The sequence below is a fragment of the Microbacterium sp. NPDC087868 genome (assembly GCF_044900755.1).
Lineage (GTDB): Bacteria > Actinomycetota > Actinomycetes > Actinomycetales > Microbacteriaceae > Microbacterium > Microbacterium galbinum.
In genome coordinates, this window is sequence record NZ_JBJDNO010000004.1 from 39,252 (window position 1) to 58,978 (window position 19,727).

Annotated in this window: 21 protein-coding genes; 11 read left to right on the forward strand and 10 right to left on the reverse strand. The window is 71.1% G+C overall.

The annotated features are described in order from the left end of the window. Positions 1-14: 14 nt before the first annotated feature. The 4 genes from ACI2JZ_RS14050 to ACI2JZ_RS14065 are packed head-to-tail and all read right to left on the reverse strand — an operon-like array spanning position 15 to position 3,014. Positions 15-647, reverse strand: coding sequence for a hypothetical protein (locus ACI2JZ_RS14050; protein ID WP_404598170.1), 633 nt, complete (start codon positions 645-647; stop codon positions 15-17). Beyond that, complete coding sequence (locus tag ACI2JZ_RS14055) at positions 640-1,089, reverse strand: MarR family transcriptional regulator (RefSeq protein ID WP_336642203.1); 450 nt, start codon at positions 1,087-1,089, stop codon at positions 640-642. The genes ACI2JZ_RS14050 and ACI2JZ_RS14055 overlap by 8 nt, the downstream gene beginning before the upstream one ends. Positions 1,090-1,147: 58 nt before the next feature. After that, entirely contained in the window at positions 1,148-2,368 is a 1,221-nt protein-coding gene (locus ACI2JZ_RS14060) for an alpha/beta hydrolase family protein (RefSeq protein ID WP_404598171.1), read from the reverse strand. A gap of 22 nt (positions 2,369-2,390) precedes the next feature. Then, the gene (locus tag ACI2JZ_RS14065; protein WP_247625210.1) at positions 2,391-3,014 is read right to left on the reverse strand and encodes a TetR/AcrR family transcriptional regulator; all 624 of its coding nucleotides are present in this window, start codon (positions 3,012-3,014) and stop codon (positions 2,391-2,393) included. A gap of 70 nt (positions 3,015-3,084) precedes the next feature. Here ACI2JZ_RS14065 and ACI2JZ_RS14070 point away from each other — a divergent pair, with 70 nt between their 5' ends. The 4 genes from ACI2JZ_RS14070 to ACI2JZ_RS14085 all read left to right on the forward strand — a co-directional run bounded on the left by ACI2JZ_RS14070 (position 3,085) and on the right by ACI2JZ_RS14085 (position 6,057). Continuing rightward, positions 3,085-4,386, forward strand: a complete 1,302-nt coding sequence (locus ACI2JZ_RS14070) for an MFS transporter (protein ID WP_247625209.1) — start codon at positions 3,085-3,087, stop codon at positions 4,384-4,386. A gap of 25 nt (positions 4,387-4,411) precedes the next feature. After that, positions 4,412-4,852 (forward strand): alternative ribosome rescue aminoacyl-tRNA hydrolase ArfB, encoded by a 441-nt coding sequence (gene arfB / locus ACI2JZ_RS14075; RefSeq protein ID WP_404598172.1) that lies wholly within the window; start codon positions 4,412-4,414, stop codon positions 4,850-4,852. Positions 4,853-4,888: 36 nt separating this feature from the next. Beyond that, positions 4,889-5,260, forward strand: a complete 372-nt coding sequence (locus tag ACI2JZ_RS14080) for a hypothetical protein (RefSeq protein ID WP_404598173.1) — start codon at positions 4,889-4,891, stop codon at positions 5,258-5,260. A gap of 116 nt (positions 5,261-5,376) precedes the next feature. Beyond that, positions 5,377-6,057, forward strand: coding sequence for a DUF4870 domain-containing protein (locus ACI2JZ_RS14085; protein WP_404598174.1), 681 nt, complete (start codon positions 5,377-5,379; stop codon positions 6,055-6,057). A 94-nt stretch (positions 6,058-6,151) separates the two neighbouring features. Here ACI2JZ_RS14085 and ACI2JZ_RS14090 read toward each other — a convergent pair whose 3' ends face one another. Then, positions 6,152-7,300, reverse strand: coding sequence for a Vms1/Ankzf1 family peptidyl-tRNA hydrolase (locus tag ACI2JZ_RS14090; RefSeq protein WP_404598176.1), 1,149 nt, complete (start codon positions 7,298-7,300; stop codon positions 6,152-6,154). Positions 7,301-7,446: 146 nt separating this feature from the next. Beyond that, entirely contained in the window at positions 7,447-9,534 is a 2,088-nt protein-coding gene (locus tag ACI2JZ_RS14095; RefSeq protein ID WP_404598178.1) for a bifunctional lysylphosphatidylglycerol flippase/synthetase MprF, read from the reverse strand. A gap of 70 nt (positions 9,535-9,604) precedes the next feature. Between ACI2JZ_RS14095 and ACI2JZ_RS14100 the strand changes: the two genes are divergently transcribed. Next, positions 9,605-10,702 carry a PQQ-dependent sugar dehydrogenase gene (locus tag ACI2JZ_RS14100; RefSeq protein WP_404598179.1) on the forward strand — a complete coding sequence of 366 codons (1,098 nt, stop codon included), beginning with the start codon at positions 9,605-9,607 and terminating at the stop codon, positions 10,700-10,702. A 15-nt stretch (positions 10,703-10,717) separates the two neighbouring features. Here the strand turns inward: ACI2JZ_RS14100 and ACI2JZ_RS14105 are convergent, their stop codons facing one another. From ACI2JZ_RS14105 to ACI2JZ_RS14115, 3 genes are all read right to left on the reverse strand, one after another. Then, entirely contained in the window at positions 10,718-11,524 is an 807-nt protein-coding gene (locus ACI2JZ_RS14105) for a tyrosine-protein phosphatase (RefSeq protein WP_404598180.1), read from the reverse strand. Between the two features lie 52 nt (positions 11,525-11,576). Beyond that, positions 11,577-12,269 carry a DsbA family protein gene (locus ACI2JZ_RS14110; RefSeq protein WP_404598182.1) on the reverse strand — a complete coding sequence of 231 codons (693 nt, stop codon included), beginning with the start codon at positions 12,267-12,269 and terminating at the stop codon, positions 11,577-11,579. Positions 12,270-12,344: 75 nt separating this feature from the next. Continuing rightward, positions 12,345-12,734, reverse strand: coding sequence for a hypothetical protein (locus ACI2JZ_RS14115; protein ID WP_404598183.1), 390 nt, complete (start codon positions 12,732-12,734; stop codon positions 12,345-12,347). 74 nt (positions 12,735-12,808) lie between these two features. On the opposite strand from ACI2JZ_RS14115, the gene ACI2JZ_RS14120 reads away from it, so the two are divergent. From ACI2JZ_RS14120 to ACI2JZ_RS14130, 3 genes are all read left to right on the forward strand, one after another. Then, positions 12,809-13,207, forward strand: a complete 399-nt coding sequence (locus ACI2JZ_RS14120) for a PLD nuclease N-terminal domain-containing protein (RefSeq protein WP_247625198.1) — start codon at positions 12,809-12,811, stop codon at positions 13,205-13,207. Continuing rightward, entirely contained in the window at positions 13,204-14,913 is a 1,710-nt protein-coding gene (menD, locus tag ACI2JZ_RS14125; protein WP_404598185.1) for a 2-succinyl-5-enolpyruvyl-6-hydroxy-3-cyclohexene-1-carboxylic-acid synthase, read from the forward strand. Before ACI2JZ_RS14120 ends, menD begins: the two co-directional genes overlap by 4 nt. Positions 14,914-15,108: 195 nt before the next feature. Beyond that, complete coding sequence (locus ACI2JZ_RS14130; RefSeq protein WP_404598187.1) at positions 15,109-15,951, forward strand: PPK2 family polyphosphate kinase; 843 nt, start codon at positions 15,109-15,111, stop codon at positions 15,949-15,951. 26 nt (positions 15,952-15,977) lie between these two features. Here ACI2JZ_RS14130 and ACI2JZ_RS14135 read toward each other — a convergent pair whose 3' ends face one another. Continuing rightward, a complete protein-coding gene (locus ACI2JZ_RS14135) occupies positions 15,978-17,237 on the reverse strand; it encodes an isochorismate synthase MenF (RefSeq protein ID WP_404598188.1) in 1,260 nt (419 codons plus the stop codon). Between the two features lie 36 nt (positions 17,238-17,273). Between ACI2JZ_RS14135 and ACI2JZ_RS14140 the strand changes: the two genes are divergently transcribed. From ACI2JZ_RS14140 to ACI2JZ_RS14150, 3 genes are read left to right on the forward strand one after another with little or no spacing between them, the layout of a single operon-like run. After that, positions 17,274-17,867, forward strand: coding sequence for a hypothetical protein (locus tag ACI2JZ_RS14140; RefSeq protein WP_404598189.1), 594 nt, complete (start codon positions 17,274-17,276; stop codon positions 17,865-17,867). 9 nt (positions 17,868-17,876) lie between these two features. Then, positions 17,877-18,608: a class I SAM-dependent methyltransferase gene (locus ACI2JZ_RS14145; RefSeq protein WP_404598191.1), complete on the forward strand. Its 732-nt coding sequence runs from the start codon at positions 17,877-17,879 to the stop codon at positions 18,606-18,608. A 20-nt stretch (positions 18,609-18,628) separates the two neighbouring features. Beyond that, positions 18,629-19,690 (forward strand): polyprenyl synthetase family protein, encoded by a 1,062-nt coding sequence (locus ACI2JZ_RS14150; protein WP_404598192.1) that lies wholly within the window; start codon positions 18,629-18,631, stop codon positions 19,688-19,690. Positions 19,691-19,727 lie beyond the last annotated feature (37 nt).

Consider the following 19,727-nt stretch of genomic DNA (forward strand, 5'->3'; position numbering starts at 1 on the left):
ATGGTCGCCGATGCTCACGGGATGCACACGCGCACGGCGCTGAGGAAGCCGTCCGGATCGTCGACCCACAGCCGCACCACCTCGATGTCGTGTGCGCCGCCCTTCGGATGCCGTCCGGGCAGGGCCACGCGCAACGGGCGCTCGAGCTCGATCTCGACGTTCGTCTCGTCCTGCATGCGCAGCGAGAGGAGGCTCCGCCCGGCGTCGAGTGTGAGGCGCGGCGACTTCGGCTCGTCGACGACGCGGACGCGGGCGACCGAGGCGATGTCGTCCCAGGGGAGAGCGATCGAGACCTCGAGACCTTCGCGCACGAGGATGCCGTCCGGTCCGACGGCGTGGGGGCGGGTGAAGAAGCCGCAGAGCAGCCCGATCATCCAGGTGAGTCCCCAGATCCCCAGCACGAGGAAGAAGATCCGCACGGCAGGCCAGGGGTGCACGATGAGATCGATGATCGGGATCTCCACGGCCGACAGCACGATGAAGACGATCAGGATGGTCTGCACCGGCTGGTGGTAGCGGAACCCGGTCGCCCCGGCGGGGATCGCCGGGCGGCGGGCGATCGCGCGGCCGATGCTCTCGTAGATGCGCAGTTCGACGACGAGGGCGCGCCGGGCGATCGAGCCGATACGGTGCAGCGCCTCAGTCACGGTCGTCCTCGGTTTCGGATGCCTCGGCCATCAGTGCCGCCAACCGGTCGCTGATGGCGTCGAGTCCGCGTTCGAGAGCGGGTCGGTCATCGGCGTCGACGGCGTCGAGCAGCACGGCGCTCAGCTCGCGGTGCTCCCGCGTCGTGGTCTCCATGAGGTGCGCGCCCGTATCGGTGAGTTCGATGAGGACCGCCCGCCGGTCGGTGGGGTGCGTCGCGCGCCGCACGTAGCCGGCGCTTTCGAGGGCATCCACGAGCGCGCTGACGTTCCGCGCAGAGACGTGCAGGGCCTCGGCGACCGCCTGCTGCGGCACGGGGCCCGCGTGATGCACGGTCCACAGCACGGCCATGCGCGCGCTCGACAGCGCGGTGCCCGCGAACGCGCGCGCCATGTCGCGTTCGAACAGGTCGGCGATCAGGAGCAGGCGGTCGAGCAGAAGCATCCGATATATCCTTACCTCAGGTAATCATTACCCAAGGTAACAGATTGTCGGGTGGGCGTCACCCGAGCCGCTCGTCCAACCAGTCGAACATCCGCTGCGCCGTGATCGTGCGGCCGAGCGGCTGGCAATGCCCGTCGGCGCCCTCCGCTTCGGTGAAGCGCACGACCGTCGAGACGCCGGGCGTCAGGTCGGCGAGCCGGTCGGCCTGGCCGGGCCAGAACTGCTCGTTCTCGGGGGAGAGGATCAGCAGCGGGGTCGTGATCTCGGCGGCGATGTCGGCGACCGAGTACTGACGCACGGCCCGGATCGTCTCGCCGTAGCCTCGCGTGCCGTAGGGGCGTGCGCGGAAGCGCCAGGTGCGCGCGGTCTCGGGGGAGAGCTTGAGGCCGAGCTCCATCTCGCGGTCGAACTTCTCGACCTGCCCCTCGTCGAGCAGCTTCAGCAGCCCGTGCGGGAGGTGCCCGGTCCACGAGGTCGAGACGTCGACGAGCCCGGGGTCGGTGATCGCAGCGGCGAAACGGTCCTCGAAGGCGAGGGCGCGCGCCACCCAGTAGCTGCCCTGGCTGATGCCGTAGACCGCGATGCGCATCGCATCCACGCCGTCGAGGCGGGCGACCGTGTCGAAGACCGGGGTGAGCACGTGCTCCCAGTCGGGGCGGAACGGCACGTCCTTCTCGAAGAGCTCCGACTGCTGGCCGGGACCGTCGAAGACGAGCACGTTGTACCCGCGGCGCAGAGCGGGCGCGACGACGGCCGCGTAGAGGGAGGCGCGCGAGCCGTCGCTGCCGTTGACGGCCACCAGCGTCGGGGGCGTCGCGCCCTCCGGTGCCGGCGCGGGGCGGAAGAACCATCCGGGCAGGGCCCCGCCGCCGCACGGGATCGTGACGTCGTCGACCACGGTCGAGGTGTGCGTCACGAATCCGCGCCAGGCGGCCTCCTGCTTCGCGAACGTCGGTGCCATCGCATCCGGGTCGGCGAGTGCGCTCGCCGCATTGACCGCGACCCCGTAGTACGCCGAGGCGCGCAGGTAGGCGGATGCCGCGCTCACCGGGTGCCCCGCCTCCGCGCTCGCGGATGCCGTGGCGACCGTGCGGTCGGCCAGACCCTTCCAGGCGTCGAACCAGGCCTCGTGCTCGCCGTTGCGGATGCCGGCGACGGCGGCGAGGACCTCGCCCGGTTCTGCAGCGCCCTCCACGCTCGCGCCGAGGGCGCTGCGGATCTCGAAGTCGAAGTCGGCGCTCTCGGAGAACGCGCGGATGTGGGCGGCGTGGTGCGTCATGCGGGACTCCCTTCCGTCTCCACTATCGAGGGTCGTGCGCCGAGCCCACAAGGCGCTGCTCGACCCGGCCCCATCCGTGCTCGAGTACGACGAACCCGGCGTCGAGGGTGGCGAGCTGGTCGTCGCTGTCGGTGATGAGCAGCTGCAGCTGCAGCACGAAACGTGCGTAGACGCGGATCTCGGGCGTCGGGGCGTCGAGGCCGAGCTCGTCGGCGATCGCATCGGCCAGCGCGTCCTCGTGGCGCAGCCACATCTTGGCGGCGTAGTCGCGCAGCGCCGGGGTCTCGTTGAGGAATCGCAGGAAAATGCGCGCGACGTCCTCGCCGTGCTCGTCGAGGTTCGCGCCGATCTCGGCGGCGTAGAAGTCGCGGATCGCGCGGTTGATCGTGCTGCCGTCCGCACGGTCGCGCACGGCGCCCACGAGACGGTCGCGCTGCTCGTCGTCCTCGTCGAAGACGAGCGCCTCCTTCTGCGGGAAGTGCGCGAAGACGGTGGTGGGCGAGACATCGGCCGCGTCGGCGATCTCGCGGATGCTGACGTCGTCGAATCCGCGTTCGAGGAACATCATCGTCGCGACATCCGAGATGTTCTTGCGGGTCGCCGCCTTCTTGCGCTCCCGCCGGCCGAGGGGGTTCGTTCCGGTCATGCCTCCACCCTATCGCGAACTCGATACAAAACTGGCTTGACACCAAAACTGGTATGGATACACTTTCGGTATGACTTCACCTTCTCTCCTCTCCGCGCGCTCCACGAACCGCGCCTGGATCATGCTCATCGTCCTGACGATGCTCACCGTCATCGGCATGACGGTCGTCCTTCCCGTGCTCCCCTTCGTCGTGTTGCAGTACGTGTCGCACGAGAGCGACCTCGCCATCTGGGTCGGGGTGCTCGAGGCGATCAACGGCCTGTGCGCCTTCCTCGTCGCCCCGTTCCTCGGACGCCTCTCCGACCGCTTCGGTCGGCGGCCCGTCATCATCGCCGCCGCCTTCGGAGCCGCGCTCTCGATGGCGCTGTTCGGGATCGGCGGCGCGCTGTGGGTGCTCGTGCTCGCCCGCGTCATCCAGGGGCTGACCGCCGGCGATCTTCCCGCGCTCTTCGCCTACCTCGCCGACATCACCCCGCCCGAGAAGCGCGCGCAGCGCTTCGGCCTGCTCGGTGCCCTCTCCGGCATCGGCATGATGGTGGGCCCGGCCGTCGGCGGGCTCCTCGCTGCCATCAGCCTGCAGCTGCCCGTCTTCGTGACCGCCGCCGTCGGCCTGACGATCGCGATCCTCAGCATCTTCCTGCTGCCCGAGAGCCTCGCGCCCGAGAACCGCATCGCCCGCATCGCGGCCCGCGACGTGCAACCGTTCGCCGTGTTCCGCAACGCCTTCGCCCGCCGCGAGCTGCGCGGACTCCTCATCGGCTTCGCGCTGCTCGCCCTGCCGTTCGGGTTCTTCGTCAACAACTTCAGCGTGCTCGCCCTCGACTCGATCCAGTGGGGACCCACGCAGATCGGGCTGCTCACCGCGGGCGTCGGCATCATCGACATCCTCATCCAGGGCGTGCTGCTCGGCATCCTGCTGCCCCGTATCGGCGAGCGCGGCGTGATCGTCAGCGGAATCGTCGCCCAGGCGATCGGTCTCGCCGGGCTCGCGATCGTCGCGTCCGTGCTCGCGCAGCCGTGGGTGTTCATCGTCGGTGCGCTGATGCTCGCCGCAGGCCAGGGCGCCGCGACCGCCGCGATGGACGGCGCGATGTCGAACGCCGTCGGCGACGACGAGCAGGGCTGGCTGGGTGGTGTGACGCAGTCGCTCAACGCCGCGATGGGCACGGTCGCCCCGCTCATCGCCGCCGCGCTCTACGCCGGCATCAGCCACGCCGCGCCCTACTGGCTGGGCGTCGCCCTGATGGTCGTCGCCGCGATCGTCGTCGGCCGCGCGCACATCGTCAACACCGCGAAGAAAGAGGAGCGCGGCGCGCTCGGCGAGCAGACCGACGAGCAGGATGCCGCTGCCCCCGCGCCGATCGCGGGATGACGCCGATCGGGGGATGATGGATGCCATGTCCACCTCAGCTCGCCCCGGCCTCCGGGTCTCGTCGGGTCTCACGATCCCCGAGTCCGAGCTGTCATGGCGGTTCTCGCGCTCCTCGGGGCCGGGCGGGCAGGGCGTGAACACGGCGGACTCCCGCGTGGAACTGGTGTGGGATGCCGCGAACTCCCCGCAGCTCTCCCCGGTGCAGCGGGAGCGGATCCTCGAGAGGCTGGCCGGCCGGCTGGTGAACGGCGTGCTCACGATCGCGGCATCCGAACATCGGGCGCAGCTGCGAAACCGCGAGGCGGCGCGGGAGCGGCTGGTCGCGCTCGTCGCCGAGGCGATCCGGCCGCCTGCGCCGCCCCGTCGCCCGACGAAGCCCAGTCGTGGATCGAAGGAGCGGCGGCTGAAGGCCAAGCAGCGCCGCACCGATGTGAAGCAGCTGCGTCAGCGGCCGCGCGACGTCTGACCCGTCCACAGCTGTCGGCGGGTGCGCGCGGTCCTGATGTACATCCCTTACTTCGGGGTGATCGTCGCCATCATCGTCGCGATCGTGCAGCGGTTGTCGGCGATGCGCGTGCAGCATCCGATCGTGCGCGAGAATGCGCGCTGGGCGGCGAACTGGGCCATCAGTTACGCCTTCTACCTCATCGCTCTCATCGCGATCTTCCTCGCGGTCGCCGCTCCGCTGAACGCGCTGCGCTACCAGGAGGACTATCCAGGCGGTGAGGCCCTCAACTTCAGTGTGTGGCTGATTCTGGTCGGCTCGTTCATCGCACTGGTGATCTACTGCCTCGTCACGATCATCCGCGGCGCCGTGGTCTCGGAGCGGGTCGTTCACCGCCCCGCTCTGGCGATCCCGTTCTTGCGCGCCTAGGTTGTCAGCCCGCGGAGTCTGATCCGTCCGCAGCCGTCCGCGGGTCCGCGTGCTGTCTGCGATGATGGTCGCTGGCCCGCTCAGGGGGAGCGCGGTTCCGACCTTGGGAGTGACAGATGACCGAAGAGAACGACGCCGTCCAGCCGCCCGAACCTCCCGCCGCGCCTCAGCCGCCGGCGGGCTACCAGCCGCCCGCCGGATACTCGCTCCCGGCGCAGCCGCCGTACGGTCAGGCCCCGGCGCCGTACCCGGGGCAGCCCGCTTACGGCCAGGCTCCTGCACCCTACGGCCAGGCTCCTGCTCAACCGCCGTACGGCCAGGCTCCGACCGGCTACCCCGCTCCCGGCCATCCGGCCCCCGGGTACGCCCCCTACGGCTACCCGCCGATCAGCGGTCGTCGCTATTGGGCGCTGCTGTTCCTCGTGTACATCCCGTACGTCGGTGCGATCGTCGCCGCGATCGTCGGGATCGTGCAGCGGTCGTCCGCGATGCGCTCGCCGCATCCGATCGTGCGTGAGAACGCGCGCTGGGCGGCGAACTGGGCGCTCAGCTACGTGCTCTACCTCATCGTCCTCTTCGTCCTCCTCATCACGATCGGTGTCGGGACGGCGCGGCCGCGCTCGTACGACGAGTACGGCTACAGCGACGGCGGCGACCCCTCGGGCTGGATCGCCGTCCCGGGGTTGCTCATCATCGGAATCGGGATCTACTGCCTGGTCACCCTCATCCGCGGCACGGTGATCTCCGAGCGGGTCGTGCACCGGCCCGCCCTGGCGATCCCGTTCTTCCGCGCCTGATCCGCGGACGCGACGCCATACCGTCACACGAAGAGAGGACGCGGACCCACGATCGGGTCCGCGTCCTCTCTTCGTATGCGGCGTGCGGTGCGCGTCAGCTCGGATCGGCATCCGTTCCGGCATCCGCCCACCGCAGCGAGGCGATCGGCTCGCGCACGGGGCGCTCCTCGCGGCGGTCGTCTGAGGCCTCGTACTCGTCGTCCTCGATCAGCACGCGGGCGTCGGTGAGTAGGGCGGCGCGCGCGAGCGCCTCGGCGGCGCGGATGCTTCCCAGCACCTGCGTGTTCAGTCGCTGCGCCACGTCGGTCACCACCCACGGCGGGCCGTCGAGAGCGATCAGCGTGCGCTCGTCGTCGAGCAGGCGCCCGTCGAGCACGAGAGTGTCGACGCGGGCCTGCTGCAGAGCCTCGATGACCGCCGGGAAGCCTTCGGCACCACCCGAGCCGTCGGCGGCGGCTGCACGGTCGCGCACGTCGGCGATCTCCCGGCGGCGACGCTCGTCGATCTCGCGGGCGATCGTGTCGTCGAGCGCCGTGCGATCGGCACCGTCGGCCCGGGTGTTCGCATCGACGTCGACGAGCAGCGCGCGCTCGTCGCCCGTGAGCTCCTCGGCCAGCAGCTGTCGTGCGCGCACATCGCCCGACACCGCGACGAACGCGGGCCGCTCTTCGCGGATGAGTGCGCTCAGCGCGGCCGCGACATCCTTCTGGTTCTGCTTCCAGACGTTCTCGACGTAGTTCTGGTACTTCGCATCTCCCAGGCCGCCCGTGCGCACCTTCGAGATCTCGTCGGTGTCGCCCTCGATCTCGGTCTCGCGCTCGCTGCCGCCGCGTCCCGAGGTCTCGAGGCGGATGTCGGCGCCGTCGCGGCTCGTCTCGACGACGAGATAGCGGGTCTCCGACGCCGTGTGGCGCAGGAGCGGGAGGATCGACGGCAGGGCGCCGTGCTCGAGGCGCTCCGGGCCGAGGCGCGCTCCGATGAAGCTGCGATCGAGCACCGTCTCTCCGTCGCGGGCGATCACGACGCGGGCCGACGGACTCGGCAGTCCGTTGCGCTCGCCGAGGGCGGTCTCGATGGCCGCGGCGTCGTCTTCCGGTGCTCCGACCTCGTCGATCAGTTGATCGCGCACGGCCTGGTGGCGGGCTCCCTCCTCGACCTGCGGCAGCTCGCCCGTGCCGTCGACGTAGGCGGTGGTCCAGGGCCCCGAACCCTGCAGGATCTCGGTCAGCGTGTGTTCGCTCATGACTTCTCCTTCATCGGTCGTCGGTCCGCACGACGCTAGGAAACGAGAGGGGAGAGGTCGACAGGGTTGACGAATCGGATGCCCGACGTTAGCCGCGCGCGGGGCCGACATCGGGCGCTCCGGATGAGCGCCGGACCGGCGCCGGGTTAGTCCTTGCCGCCCCGCACGAGCTCGAGCCCCGCCCCGGCGAACTGCCGCAGCGTCGCATCCGGCAGGAACGCCCGGGTCAGCGCGCCACCGATCCGGGTGAGGTCGCTCTCGTCGCGGAACAGCAGGTACATGGTCTCGTAGCGGGGGTGGAACTTCTGCTTGAAGCGGTGCAGCGAACCGAAGCCGTACACCGGTTCGAGGGCTTCGGCGAGGCGGTCGCTCAGCGCGGCGATCATCCCGGCATCCGGCGGATAGTCGTGGGCGAGCGGCGCTCCCGAGAGCGACATGATCTCGGCGCCCTCCTCGGAGAACTGCTTCGCCGAGGCGCCGATCAGGTACTCCATCACGGGTGCGAACCCGCCCTCGCGTCGGCGCATCAGATCGAGGGTCCAGCCGCGCACCCGGCCGCCCGCGCCGTACACCGGCAGCCACGACAGGAAGCCGTCGACGTCGCCGTTGGGCGCGAGTGCCAGGGCGATCCGCACCTCGGGGTCCTCGGCCTCCTCGAGCGTGCCGAGGGTGAAGCGCATCTCGGGCAGATCCTTGTCGCCGACCCACGCCTCCGAGATCGCGCGCAGCTGCTGCTTCACGCCCCACGACTCGTCGCCGAGCCGCGTCATCCGGAACGTCATGTCTTCGCGACCCGCCCGGTTCAGCGAGGTGCGCACCGATGCCCACTGCTTGCCCGTGAACTCCAGCCCCGGAAGATCGACGATCGTGTCGTCGGCGACGACGATGCTGCGCCACGTCGACGGCACGGCGGCGAGGGTCGCGGCATCCGCACTGAAGAAGCACGGAACGAGGCCGGCCTGCTCGGCCGTGCGGATGAAGTCCCCGACCGCTTCGGCCCGCGCATCCGCGGGGCCGATCGGGTCGGCGAGCGCGAGGGCGACTCCGTTGCGGCGCTGGTACGCGACGACGCCGCCGGCTACCCGGGCGTAGCTGTTGCCCTCCCAGGTCGTCATCCACGACAGCGTGCCGCCGCCGTGCACGCGCAGATCGGCCTTGACGTCCTCGACGGTCGGCGTGGGCGGGATGCCGAGGGGCGAGCGCCGTTTGGCGCGGAACGCCCGCCGCACCCACACGAGGTAGACGAGCACGACGACCCAGAGGAACCCGTTGGCGAGCGCGAGCTCGGTCTCGCCGTCCCAGCGGATGTCGAGCTCGGCCTGACTCGTGAGGATGATGAGCGTCAGCACGAGGGCGGCGATCAGCACGTTGAAGATGCCGAGGAGCACGGCGAGCACCCACGACCAGCGGCGTCCGCGACGCAGGCCGTTCACGAGCACGAGGATCACGACCAGGTCGATCGCGAGGTCGATGAAACCGCCCGAGGCCGGATCGGTGGGGCCGAACGGTCCGTCGGTGGGCACCAGGGTCGTGATGATCTCGACCGCGCCGAGCACGAGGATCGCCATCACCGCGATGAGCCGCTGCTCGCGCACCGTCGTGCGCCGTACGCGCAGCGAGCGGTCGACCACCAGGATCAGCAGCACGGCGAGCAGGTGCTCGAGGTCGGCGACCTTGCCCCAGAACAGCATGGCGACGAACACGAAGCCGAGCAGGATCAACCAGCCGCGCACACGCCACGGCGGTCGGAACAGGCCGACGGCTGCCGCGATGCACGCCATGGTGCCGCCGGATGCCCCGACGTCGAGCGCCTGCGCCTGGGCCGTCGCCCACGCCCAGGGGAACTGCGAGAGCACGAGCAGCAGGAGGGCGGTGGCGAAGATCGCTAACAGCTGCCCGATCGCGTAGTAGGCGAGGGCGACGCGAGACCCGCGACGGTACTCGAGGTACGCCATGCCCCAGAAGCCCGAGATCGTGAAGATGTACACCCACGGTTCGTTCACGAAGAACGTGCCGGTCAGCGGCGTCCACCACTTGCCGTCGGCGAGATTGGGGAGCCCGTAGGCGACGGTCTCGAACAGCGCGGACTTCTCGAAGGGGGTCCAGAGTCCCTGCCACACCACGCCGACGACGAGGATCAGCGCGATGAACGTCAGCGTCGCCGGCATCCGTCTCACGACGGAGAGCGCCGAGGACCGCACGGGTGTCGACGAGGCGTTCGGCTCTGCGTGCATGCGCTCAGCGTAGCGATCAGCGCCCCTCCGGGTCTTCCTCCATCTGACGCGAGAGGGTTGGATGGGAGACATGTCCCTCTCGCGCCGGACCGCCACCGCCCTCCTGGTCGTCTCTGCCGTCGCGCTGGCCGGATGCGCATCCCCGACCCCGGTCCCGACACCGGAGTCGGCCGAGTCCGAGGCCGCGACGATCCTCACGTCCGTCGTCGCCTCGGGACTCGACGCCCCCTGGTCCATCGCCTTCCACGGAGAGACGGCGCTCGTGAGCGAGCGCGACAGCGCACGGATCGTCGAGATCACGGCGACGGGCGGCGCGCGCGAGGTGGGCCGCATCGAGGGAGTGCGGGCGGGCGGTGAGGGCGGGCTCCTCGGCATCGCCGTGCACGAGGATCAGCTCTACACGTACCTCACGGCCGACGCCGGCGACGGCGGAGCGACCGAGAACCGCATCGAGCGCCGCGATCTGCTCGGCGACCCGGGCGCGCTCTCGCTGGGAGATGCCGCGACGGTGATCGACGGCATCCCGGCGGCCGGCAACCACAACGGCGGCCGCATCGCCTTCGGCCCCGACGGGATGCTGTACGCCACGACCGGCGACGCCGGCGATCGCGAGAGCGCGCAGGACCCCGACGCGCTGTCGGGCAAGATCCTCCGGCTCACCCCCGAGGGCGCCGTTCCCGACGACAACCCGATCCCGGGCTCGGCGGTCTACACGCTCGGCCACCGGAACCCGCAGGGCATCGCCTGGGCCGAGGACGGCACGATGTACGCGAGCGAGTTCGGGCAGGACACCTGGGACGAGCTCAACGTGATCGTCGCGGGCGAGAACTACGGGTGGCCGACCGTCGAGGGCATCGCCGACCGCGAGGGCTTCGTCGACCCCGTGCAGCAGTGGTCGCCGTCGACCGCGAGTCCGAGCGGCATCGCGGTGGCGGCGGATGAGATCGTGATCGCGAACCTGCGGGGCGAACGTCTGCGGATCGTTCCGCTCGCCGACACCGGAACGGCGTTCGAGCTGCACGGCGGCGAGCAGCGCGGCGAGTACGGACGCCTGCGCGATGCGGTCGCCGCCCCCGACGGATCGGTCTGGGTGCTCACGAACAACACCGACGGTCGCGGCGATCCTCGGGATGGCGACGACCGCATCCTCCGGGTCGACTTCGGATAGGTCCTCCGGGGAGGCTTACTCTCCCCGGAGCACCCGACGAAGACCGGCGATCTCGTCGTCGGTCATCCCACCGCTGCGCAGGTACCCCGTCGCGCCGCCGTGCTCGGTGGTGATCCAGTCCAGCGCGGCCTCGATCGCCGGAGCCGGTGACTCGGTGGCGAGCGTGCGCAGGCGCGGCGTCAGCGGCACCCCGATCGCGGTGATGAGCTGCGTGAGCGAGGCGGCGAAGCCGCGCGCGAGGTTCGTGCCGGTCTGCGTGTAGTCCTCGACGATCGCCTCGCGCGGCACCCCGGCGACCGACAGCAGGATCGCCGCGGCCAGGCCCGTGCGGTCCTTGCCCGCCGTGCAGTGGAACAGCACGCCCGGCCGGTCGGTGCCCGCGGCATCGAGCACCGCGCGCGCCACGGTCGCGAACTGCGGAGCGCTCGCGGCCAGGATGGCGACGTACAGGTCCTCCAGCGTCGGCACCTGATCGAGCACCGCCGCCATCTGCTCGTCCGTCAGCGCGTGCTGCCCGCTCGCGGGCAGCAGCTTCTGGACCATCTCGTCCATCGCCCCGCCCTGCACCGACAGCGGCACGAGCGTCACGCTGCCGTCGTCGGGCAGCAGGTCCGCGGCGCGCGTGCGCTCGGCGTCGGTGCGCAGATCGATCACCGTGCCGATGCCGAGGTCGGCCAGCGCCCGCAGGCCTTCGTCGGTCAGGCTCGCCAGGGCATCCGATCGGAACAGGATGCCGGGGGCGATCACCGCTCCGTCGGAGGTGGCGATCCCCTCGAGGCCGCGGGCGTTGTGGGTGACCGTGAGAGCGGAGGAGATGTCCATGCGAGCGAGCGTAGCGAAGGTGGTGGGCTCGCTCTGGCCGCCGGCCGGGCCGTCAGCCCTCGACGGCCCGGGCGACGGCATCCTCCAGGTCGTCCCATTCCTGCAGCTGCACGTACGTGCCGTCGACGAAGAACGACGGAGTGCTGGTGATGCCGAGCGACTCGCCGTCGGTCTTGTCGGCCTGGATCCGGGCGAGCGTCGCGGGGTCGGCGATCGCCGCATCGTAGGCCGCCATGTCGAGCCCGAGGGATTCGGCCATCGCGCGGAACACCGCGGGCGTCTCGCCCGTCGCGTGACTCCACTCCTGCTGGGTCTCGAACAGCCGGTGGTACATGTCCTCGAAGCGATCCTGCTGCGCCGCCGCCTCGGCCGCCAGAGCCGCCTGCGTCGAGTTGATGTGACCCGGCAGCGGGAAGTACCGCACCACGTAGGTGATCTCGCCGTCGAACTGCGCACGCAGGTCTTCGACGATCGGGTAGAAGGCGCCGCACGCCTCGCACTCGAAGTCGAGGAACTCGACGACGGTCACGCCATCCGTGCCGCCGTCGTCGAGCACGTGCGAGTCTGCCCGGGTGGTCTGCAGGGTGCCGTCTTCGGCGACGTCGGGCGCGGGCGCCTGCTGGGTGATGGCGTAGACGATGCCGGCGATCGCGAGCACGACGGCGACGGCGAGAGCGATGAGGGTCGCCTTGACGGGCGTGGTCAGGCGGGGCTTCGGGGCGTTGCGGGAGGGGGTGGCGAACATGGGTGTCTCCAGACACGAGAAAGAGGAACGACGGACGAGGATGCCGCGGCAGCGGCCGGATCGACGCGTCGTCGCTCAGGTGCGGGAGATCGAGAGCTCGGCGAGGGTGAGGGCGGTGCGCGACGGGCGGGGACCGGCGCGCGGCGCGGCGACGGCGAGGCTCGCACGCGGGAGCCGGATGCCGAGGCCGCGCCGCAGCATCCGCACGAGCAGCACGAGGAGTGCGAGGAACCAGAGCACGACGAAGCCCGCCACCGCGGTGTGCGAGGAGGAGGCATCGACCGGTGCGGCCTCCTCGTGGTGCGACGCTCCGGTTCCGGCATCCGACGCGGAGGCCCCCGACGCCAGGCAGAGCGACGCGTGCACATCGGCCTCGCCGTGCGAGGTCGACCAGGCGCCCACGACCAGCAGCAGGGCGAGGCCCAGCGCGGTGAAGAGGGTGGTCAGCGACCGGGTCGACGTCATGGTGCGCGAAGTCTAACAAGCGGTCCTCTGCACCCGCCGGGCCACGTGTCCGTCGACCCGCTTACACTGGAGGGGTGGCGAGACTACTGATCATCGGCGGCTTCCTGGCCGCCGTGTTCTGGGTGTTCAGCATCGTCGACTGCGCAGTGCAGCCGCCGACGCGGCACCGTGGTGTGCGCAAGGGCATCTGGATCCTGATCGTCGTGCTCCTCCCCGTCATCGGCGGGGTCCTCTGGTTCGTGATCGGCCGACGCCGCAAGAACGACCCCGGTCCCGCGCGCGTGATCGCCCCCGACGACGACCCGATGTTCCTGCGCGGCATCAGCAAGACCGAGCAGGACGCCCGCATCGCTCGTCTCGAAGAAGAACTCGCACGCCTCGATGCCGAGACGGATGCCGCGAACGAGGCGCAGGTCGACGGCGACAACGACAGCGGCTCCACTCCCGGGGCGACGCCCGAGCCCCGCCCGTGACCCTTCCGCGTCCGGCCTCGTCGCCGGCGACGGATGCCGCGGCATCCCTCCTGGCCGATCTGGTCGCCCACGGCGTGCGCGACCTCGTGCTCTCGCCCGGTTCGCGCTCGCAGGCGCTCGCGCTCGCCGCGGTGCGTCTGGCCGACACCGGCGACCTGCGCGTGCACGTGCGCATCGACGAGCGGGTGGCCGGCTTCACAGCTCTCGGGCTCGCCCGCGAGACCGGCGTACCGGCGGCGGTGCTGTGCACCTCGGGCACGGCGGCCGCCAACCTGCTGCCGGCCGCGATGGAGGCGTTCCACGCCGGCGTCCCGCTGCTGCTGCTGACCGCCGATCGTCCGCCCGAGCTGCGCGGAATCGGCGCCAACCAGGCGACGACCCAGCCCGGCATGTTCGCACCCTGGGTGCGTGAGAGCGTCGACGCTCCGGTTCCCGGTGAGTCGGGGTCCGGGGACGACTGGTCGGGCCTCGCCGTCCGCGCGGTCGCGCTCGCGCTCGGCGCGGACGCCCCGCACGGCCTTCCCGGAGTCGCGGGCCCCGTGCATCTGAACCTGCCCGCGCGCGAGCCGCTGTCGGGCGAACCGGTCGTCACCCCCGTCACTCCCGGCACAGCTCCGATGCCCGCACGGGGCGAGGCCGTCGTGCTCGCGCGCGGACCCCGTACGGTCGTGATCGCCGGAGCGGATGCCGGGCCTGATGCCGAGGAGATCGCCCACGCCGGGTCGTGGCCGCTGATCGCCGAGATCGTGTCGGGTGCCCGCTTCGGCCGTCATCTCGTGCACGGCTATCGCGCACTGTTGCGCCGCGCGGATCTCGGCGGCGCCGTCGAGCGTGCGGTCGTGCTGGGGCATCCCACCCTCAGCCGCGAGGTCGCGGGGCTCCTCGCACGGCCCGAGGTCGAGGTCATCGCGGTGCGTCATGGCGGCGAGGAGCTCGACCTGAACCACCGCTCGCGGCCCGCGGCATCCGTCGTCGTCGCCGCGCCGTCGAACGATGACGACCGTGCCGCCGATCGGACCTGGCTCGGAGCCTGGCTCGAGGCCTCCGCCACGCAGGCCGTCGACCTCAGCGAGCGGGCTCCGGATCATGACGGCCTGGCGTCCGCCGATTCCGCGACCCGACGCGACGCCGTCAAGGCCGAGCTCGAAGCCGTGCGTCGACCGCTCGACCGCGAACTGCTGGTCGACGCGGTGTGGCGGGCGACGTGGCCGCACGACCGGCTCGTGTTCGGGTCGTCGCGTCTCGTGCGCGTGGCCGACGCGGTGCTCGGTGGCAAGAAGATCCCCGTGCACGCCAACCGCGGTCTCGCGGGCATCGACGGCACGATCGCGACCGCGACCGGCATCGCCCTCGCGAGCCAGGCGGGGGGAGCGCCGGGCGTGACCCGGGTGCTGCTCGGCGACCTCACCCTGCTGCACGATGTGGGAGCACTGTTGCTGCCGCCCGACGAGACCGAGCCGCGTCTGCAGGTCATCGTCGGCAACGACGGCGGGGGCACGATCTTCGATGGACTCGAAGTGGCGCAGGTCGCCCCGGCCGCCGACCTCGACCGCGCGTTCTACACGCCGCACCAGGTGCGCCTCGAGCACCTCGCCGTCGCCTACGGCTGGGAGTACCAGCGCGTGACGACCCGCACCGCGCTCGACCAGGTGCTCACCCGCCCCGTCGGCGGCCGTCAGCTCATCGAGGTTCCGCTCGCGCGTTGAGGTGCCGCGCGCTGAGCGTCTCGCCCGCGGAGCGTCCCGCCGCGGAGTGTCTCGTCCGCGGAGCCCCACCGCTCGCTGCCCATGCCCACCGACCGGTGCGAAATGTCGGTTCTGCCGCCCGGTGACCGACATTTCCCACCGATCGGTGCAGATCGAGACGTGCGCGGATACCCGCGACTCGGCCATCATGAGCAGATGAACGCTCACCAGTGGACCGAGACCCTCCGCGTCGGCGACGGATTCCGTCTCGACGACGTCGACGCCGAGAGCACGCCCGGCTATCACGGGCACAAAGCCGACGGCGCCCGCGACCTCGCCGAGGGACTGGTCGCACTCAACGATCTGCAGGAGCGTCTGTTCGCCGAGAGTCGCACCGGCACCGCGACGGATGCCGTGCTGCTCGTGCTGCAGGCCATGGACTCGGCGGGCAAGGGCGGCATCGTGCGGCACGTCGTGGGCGGGGTCGACCCGCAGGGCGTCTCGCTCGCGGCGTTCAAGGCCCCGACCGACGAGGAGCGCGCGCACGACTTCCTCTGGCGCATCGAGAAGCGGCTGCCCGAGCCCGGGTTCATCGGCGTCTTCGACCGCTCGCACTACGAGGATGTGCTGATCGGGCGCGTGCGTGCCCTCGCGCCGCCCGAGGAGCTCGAGCGGCGCTACGACGCCATCAACGCGTTCGAGGCGGATGCCGCGGCCTCCGGCATCCGCATCGTGAAGGTCATGCTGCACATCTCGCCCGAAGAGCAGAAGTCGCGGCTCATGGAACGTCTCGAGCGCCCCGACAAGCACTGGAAGTACAACCCCGGCGACGTCGACGAGCGGCTCGTCTGGCCCGAGTACATGCGGGCGTATCAGACGGTGTTCGAGCGCACCTCGACCGAGATCGCGCCCTGGCACGTCGTACCCGCGAACCGCAAATGGTACGCGCGCCTCGCGGTGCAGGAACTGCTGCTCGCGGCGCTGGAGGACATCGACCCGCAGTGGCCGGTCGCCGACTTCGACGTCGAGGTCGAGAAGAAGAGGCTCGCCGCGAGTTGAGCCCCGCGGGCGGCGCTGAGGCCCGTTCAGGCCAGGGCGTCGACCAGAGGGCGGAACTTCACCCGGGTCTCGAGCAGCTCCGACTCGGGGTCGGAGCCTGCGACGATGCCCGCGCCCGCATAAGCGGTCACGGCGATGTCGTCGTCGGTCGCGGTGAACTGGGCGCAGCGCAGCGCGATCGCCCACTCGCCGTTGCCCGCGGCATCCACCCATCCGACCGGGCCCGCGTAGCGCCCGCGGTCGAAGGGCTCCAGCTCGCGGATAACGCCGATGGCGATCGTCGTCGGGGTGCCGGCCACGGCCGCGGTCGGATGCAGCGCCCCGACCAGGTCGAGCGCCGATTCGCCCTCCGCCAGCTCGCCCTCCAGGTCGGTCGCGAGGTGGAACAGGTTCGGCAGCTTCAGCAGGAACGGCTGCTCGCTCGCCGCCAGCGCCCGGGTGTGCGGGCGCAGCGAGGCGAGCACGCTCTGCACCGCGTACTGATGTTCGTCGAGGTCCTTGGTGCTCGAAGCGAGGGCGGCCGAGACCGCGGTGTCGGCGTCGGCATCCGCTCCGCGACCCACGGTGCCCGCGAGCACGCGCGCGGTGACCGTGCGCTCGTGCACCGTGACGAGGGTCTCGGGGCTCGCGCCGATCAATCCGTCGACCGCGAACGCCCAGGTGTCGGGGTATCCGGTCGACAGCGCGCGCACGAGACGGCGCAGGTCGGAGCCTGCGGGGATGCTGCCGGTGAGGTCGCGCGCGAGAACGACCTTGCTCAGCTCACCCGCGGCGATCCGGCCGAGCGCCTGGCGCACCGAGTCCTGGTAGCCCTGGGGTGTCTGCGCACCGGGGCCGACGGTGCCGGCCCAGTGCGGTCCGTACGGGTGATCCGCGACGGTGCTCGGGGCGACGGCATCCGCGTTCTCGTCGGCGTATCCGATGGTCGTGCGCCAGAACCGGTCGCCGTGGCGTCCGATCACCTGCGAGGGGATGACCAGCACGCTGTCGCTCGACGAGCGCTCGTCGAACGCGAGGGCGCCGAAGGCGACGAGCCCGGTGCCGGGCAGGCCGACCGGGTCGTCGATGCGCGCGGTGGAGGCGAGGCGGCGCCAGGCGGTGGCGAGGGCGGCGCTGCGCAGGCCGTTCGCTCCGGCCGAGGCACGCAGCTCGCGCAGGGGCTCGCCGACGGCCACGATGCCGTCGCCGCGGCGCAGCCAGGCGAGGGGGCGGGAGGGGGAGGCCGATGCCAGGAGGTCTTCGACCGGATCGATCTCTCGGGTCTCCACGACCAGCGCGCTGCTCACGGCTCCAGCCTAATCTCTGCGTTCTAGGCTGAGCGCATGAGCGATGCCCGTCCCGCCGTGGGAACCCCGATGATCGTGCAGTGGCGAAAGTGGGACGGGTCTCCGCACTGGCGCCACGAGAGCGTGTACCTCGGGGCGGATGCCTGGGGTGACTGGGTGGGGCAGCCCGCCGGATGGCGCAGCAGTCGTCCGGGGCGGGACTACCTCGCCGGCGGCCCGAACGTGACCCTGATCCCGCACCAGGGCGACTTCGCCCTGACGGTGAACCGGGGGCACTCGAAGGGCATGCGCATCTACGTCGATCTCGGTTGGGACGTGCGCTGGAGCGATGATCCGCTGCTCGCGACCGGCATCGACATGGATCTCGACGTCGTGCGCGTCGAGGGCGAGCGCGGCACCTGGGTCGACGACCGTGACGAGTGGGCAGAGCACAGCGCGCGCTACGGGTATCCGCCCGAGATCATGGCGCGGCTGGAGGCGCTGGCGCTCGACCTCGAGGAGCGGGTGCGTGCCCGGGTCGCGCCCTTCGACGATGCGACGGCGGATCGATGGCTCGACCTGCTCGAGTCGTTCGACCTGCACGGGTTCGACCCTGTCAACCCGCAGAATGCGCACAGACCCGACGCCTAGACTGATCCGGTGACCTCGAACGACCCCCGCAGCGAGCCCAACCGCGCCGATCTCGGCAAGGACCCCGCGCGCGTCAGCGGCATGTTCGACCAGGTGGCGGCCGGGTACGACCGCACGAACACCGCCATGACCTTCGGCAACGACGTGCTGTGGCGAGCGGCGACGACGCGCGCCGTCGCGCCGAAGCCGGGGGAGCGCATCCTCGATCTGGGGGCGGGCACGGCGTCGTCGTCGGCATCCCTCGCCCGCAGCGGCGCCCGGGTGGTCGCCGCCGACTTCTCGCCGGGCATGCTCGCCGAGGGCGAGCGCCGCCACGGGTCGATGCGCAACCTCTCCTTCGTGCGGGCCGACGCCACCGCGCTGCCGTTCGGCGACGACGAGTTCGACGCCGTCACCATGTCGTACGCGCTGCGCAACGTCAACGACCCGAAGAAGGCGCTGCGCGAGCTGTTCCGCGTCACCAAGCCGGGCGGGCGTCTCGTGATCAACGAGTTCTCCACGCCGCCCGCTCCGCTCTTCCGCGGCGCCTACCGCTTCTACAACGCGCAGGTGCTGCCGCGCGTCGCCCGCGTCGCCGGCACCAACGGCGACGCCTACGACTACCTCAACGAGTCGATCGCGGCCTGGCCCGATCAGAAGCGCCTGGCCGAATGGATCCGCGAGGCCGGCTGGATCGACGTCGCGTACCGCAACCTCACCTTCGGGATCGTCGCCCTGCACCGGGCGCGAAAGCCCGCCTGAGACGACGGTAGGCTGACAACGTGACTTCGAGCCCCGTAGCCCCGGGATCGCGACTGGCGAGCCGTCTGGGTTTCAGCGACCGTGTCTTCATCGGTCCTGCGGCGCGGCGCGTCGCGCGCGCGATCGAAGACGGGCTCGAGCTCGTCGAGACCGGATTGGCCGAAGACGTGCGCGTCGCCGATCCCCTCGCCGACGCCGCGAGCCGGTACCTGTACGAGGCCGGGGGCAAGCGCATCCGTCCGGTGCTGACGCTCCTCGCCGCCCAGCTCGGCGACGGCAACACCGAGAAGGTGATCGACGTCGCCAAGGCGCTCGAGATCACGCACCTCGGCTCGCTCTACCACGACGACGTCATGGACGGAGCCGACCGCCGCCGCGGGGTTCCCGCCGCACACGCCGTGTGGGGCAACAACATCGCCATCCTCACCGGTGACATCCTCTTCTCGCGGGCCAGCCAGCTCATGTCGCGTCTCGGCGAGCGGGCGATCCGCCTGCAGGCCGACACGTTCGAGCGTCTGGTTCTGGGGCAGATGCACGAGACGCTCGGCGCGCAGCCCGACGACGACCCCATCGAGTTCTACATCCAGGTGCTCGCCGACAAGACCGGCTCGCTGATCGCCGCCGCGACGCAGGGCGGGGTGATCTTCTCGAACGCGCCGAGCGAGTACGAGGAGCCGCTGCGGGTCTACGGCGAGAAGATCGGCGTGGCGTTCCAGCTGCTCGACGACGTCATCGACCTGTCGGCCAAGCCGGAGGACACCGGCAAGGTCCCCGGCACCGACTTGCGCGCGGGCGTGCCCACCATGCCGTACCTGCTGCTGAAGGCGCAGGACGACGCGGATGCCGCCGACCTCGCCGCCCGCATCGACGCGGGAGTCGTGCGCATCGCCGACGGCGAGGACCCCGCGATCCTCGACGGACCGCTCGCCGAGCTGCGCGACCACGCGGCGACGCAGAAGACCCTCGATCTCGCCCTGACGTGGACGCGCGACGCGATCGCCGCGCTCGCACCGCTGCCCCGGGGCACCGTGCGCGAGGCGCTGACGCGCTTCGCCGAGACCCTCGCCGAACGCTCCAGCTGACCGGCGCCGCGTCCGGACGGGCGCGGCTGTGCGGCTC

Coding starts and splice junctions, on each gene's coding strand:
- ACI2JZ_RS14130 (WP_404598187.1), top strand. CDS start 15,109: ATGAACGCTCACCAGTGGACCGAGACCCTCCGCGTCGGCGACGGATTC.
- arfB (WP_404598172.1), top strand. CDS start 4,412: ATGTCCACCTCAGCTCGCCCCGGCCTCCGGGTCTCGTCGGGTCTCACG.
- ACI2JZ_RS14055 (WP_336642203.1), bottom strand. CDS start 1,089: ATGCTTCTGCTCGACCGCCTGCTCCTGATCGCCGACCTGTTCGAACGC.
- ACI2JZ_RS14100 (WP_404598179.1), top strand. CDS start 9,605: ATGTCCCTCTCGCGCCGGACCGCCACCGCCCTCCTGGTCGTCTCTGCC.
- ACI2JZ_RS14095 (WP_404598178.1), bottom strand. CDS start 9,534: ATGCACGCAGAGCCGAACGCCTCGTCGACACCCGTGCGGTCCTCGGCG.
- ACI2JZ_RS14065 (WP_247625210.1), bottom strand. CDS start 3,014: ATGACCGGAACGAACCCCCTCGGCCGGCGGGAGCGCAAGAAGGCGGCG.
- ACI2JZ_RS14090 (WP_404598176.1), bottom strand. CDS start 7,300: ATGAGCGAACACACGCTGACCGAGATCCTGCAGGGTTCGGGGCCCTGG.
- ACI2JZ_RS14070 (WP_247625209.1), top strand. CDS start 3,085: ATGACTTCACCTTCTCTCCTCTCCGCGCGCTCCACGAACCGCGCCTGG.
- ACI2JZ_RS14115 (WP_404598183.1), bottom strand. CDS start 12,734: ATGACGTCGACCCGGTCGCTGACCACCCTCTTCACCGCGCTGGGCCTC.
- ACI2JZ_RS14110 (WP_404598182.1), bottom strand. CDS start 12,269: ATGTTCGCCACCCCCTCCCGCAACGCCCCGAAGCCCCGCCTGACCACG.
- ACI2JZ_RS14080 (WP_404598173.1), top strand. CDS start 4,889: ATGTACATCCCTTACTTCGGGGTGATCGTCGCCATCATCGTCGCGATC.
- ACI2JZ_RS14105 (WP_404598180.1), bottom strand. CDS start 11,524: ATGGACATCTCCTCCGCTCTCACGGTCACCCACAACGCCCGCGGCCTC.
- ACI2JZ_RS14060 (WP_404598171.1), bottom strand. CDS start 2,368: ATGACGCACCACGCCGCCCACATCCGCGCGTTCTCCGAGAGCGCCGAC.
- ACI2JZ_RS14085 (WP_404598174.1), top strand. CDS start 5,377: ATGACCGAAGAGAACGACGCCGTCCAGCCGCCCGAACCTCCCGCCGCG.
- ACI2JZ_RS14140 (WP_404598189.1), top strand. CDS start 17,274: ATGAGCGATGCCCGTCCCGCCGTGGGAACCCCGATGATCGTGCAGTGG.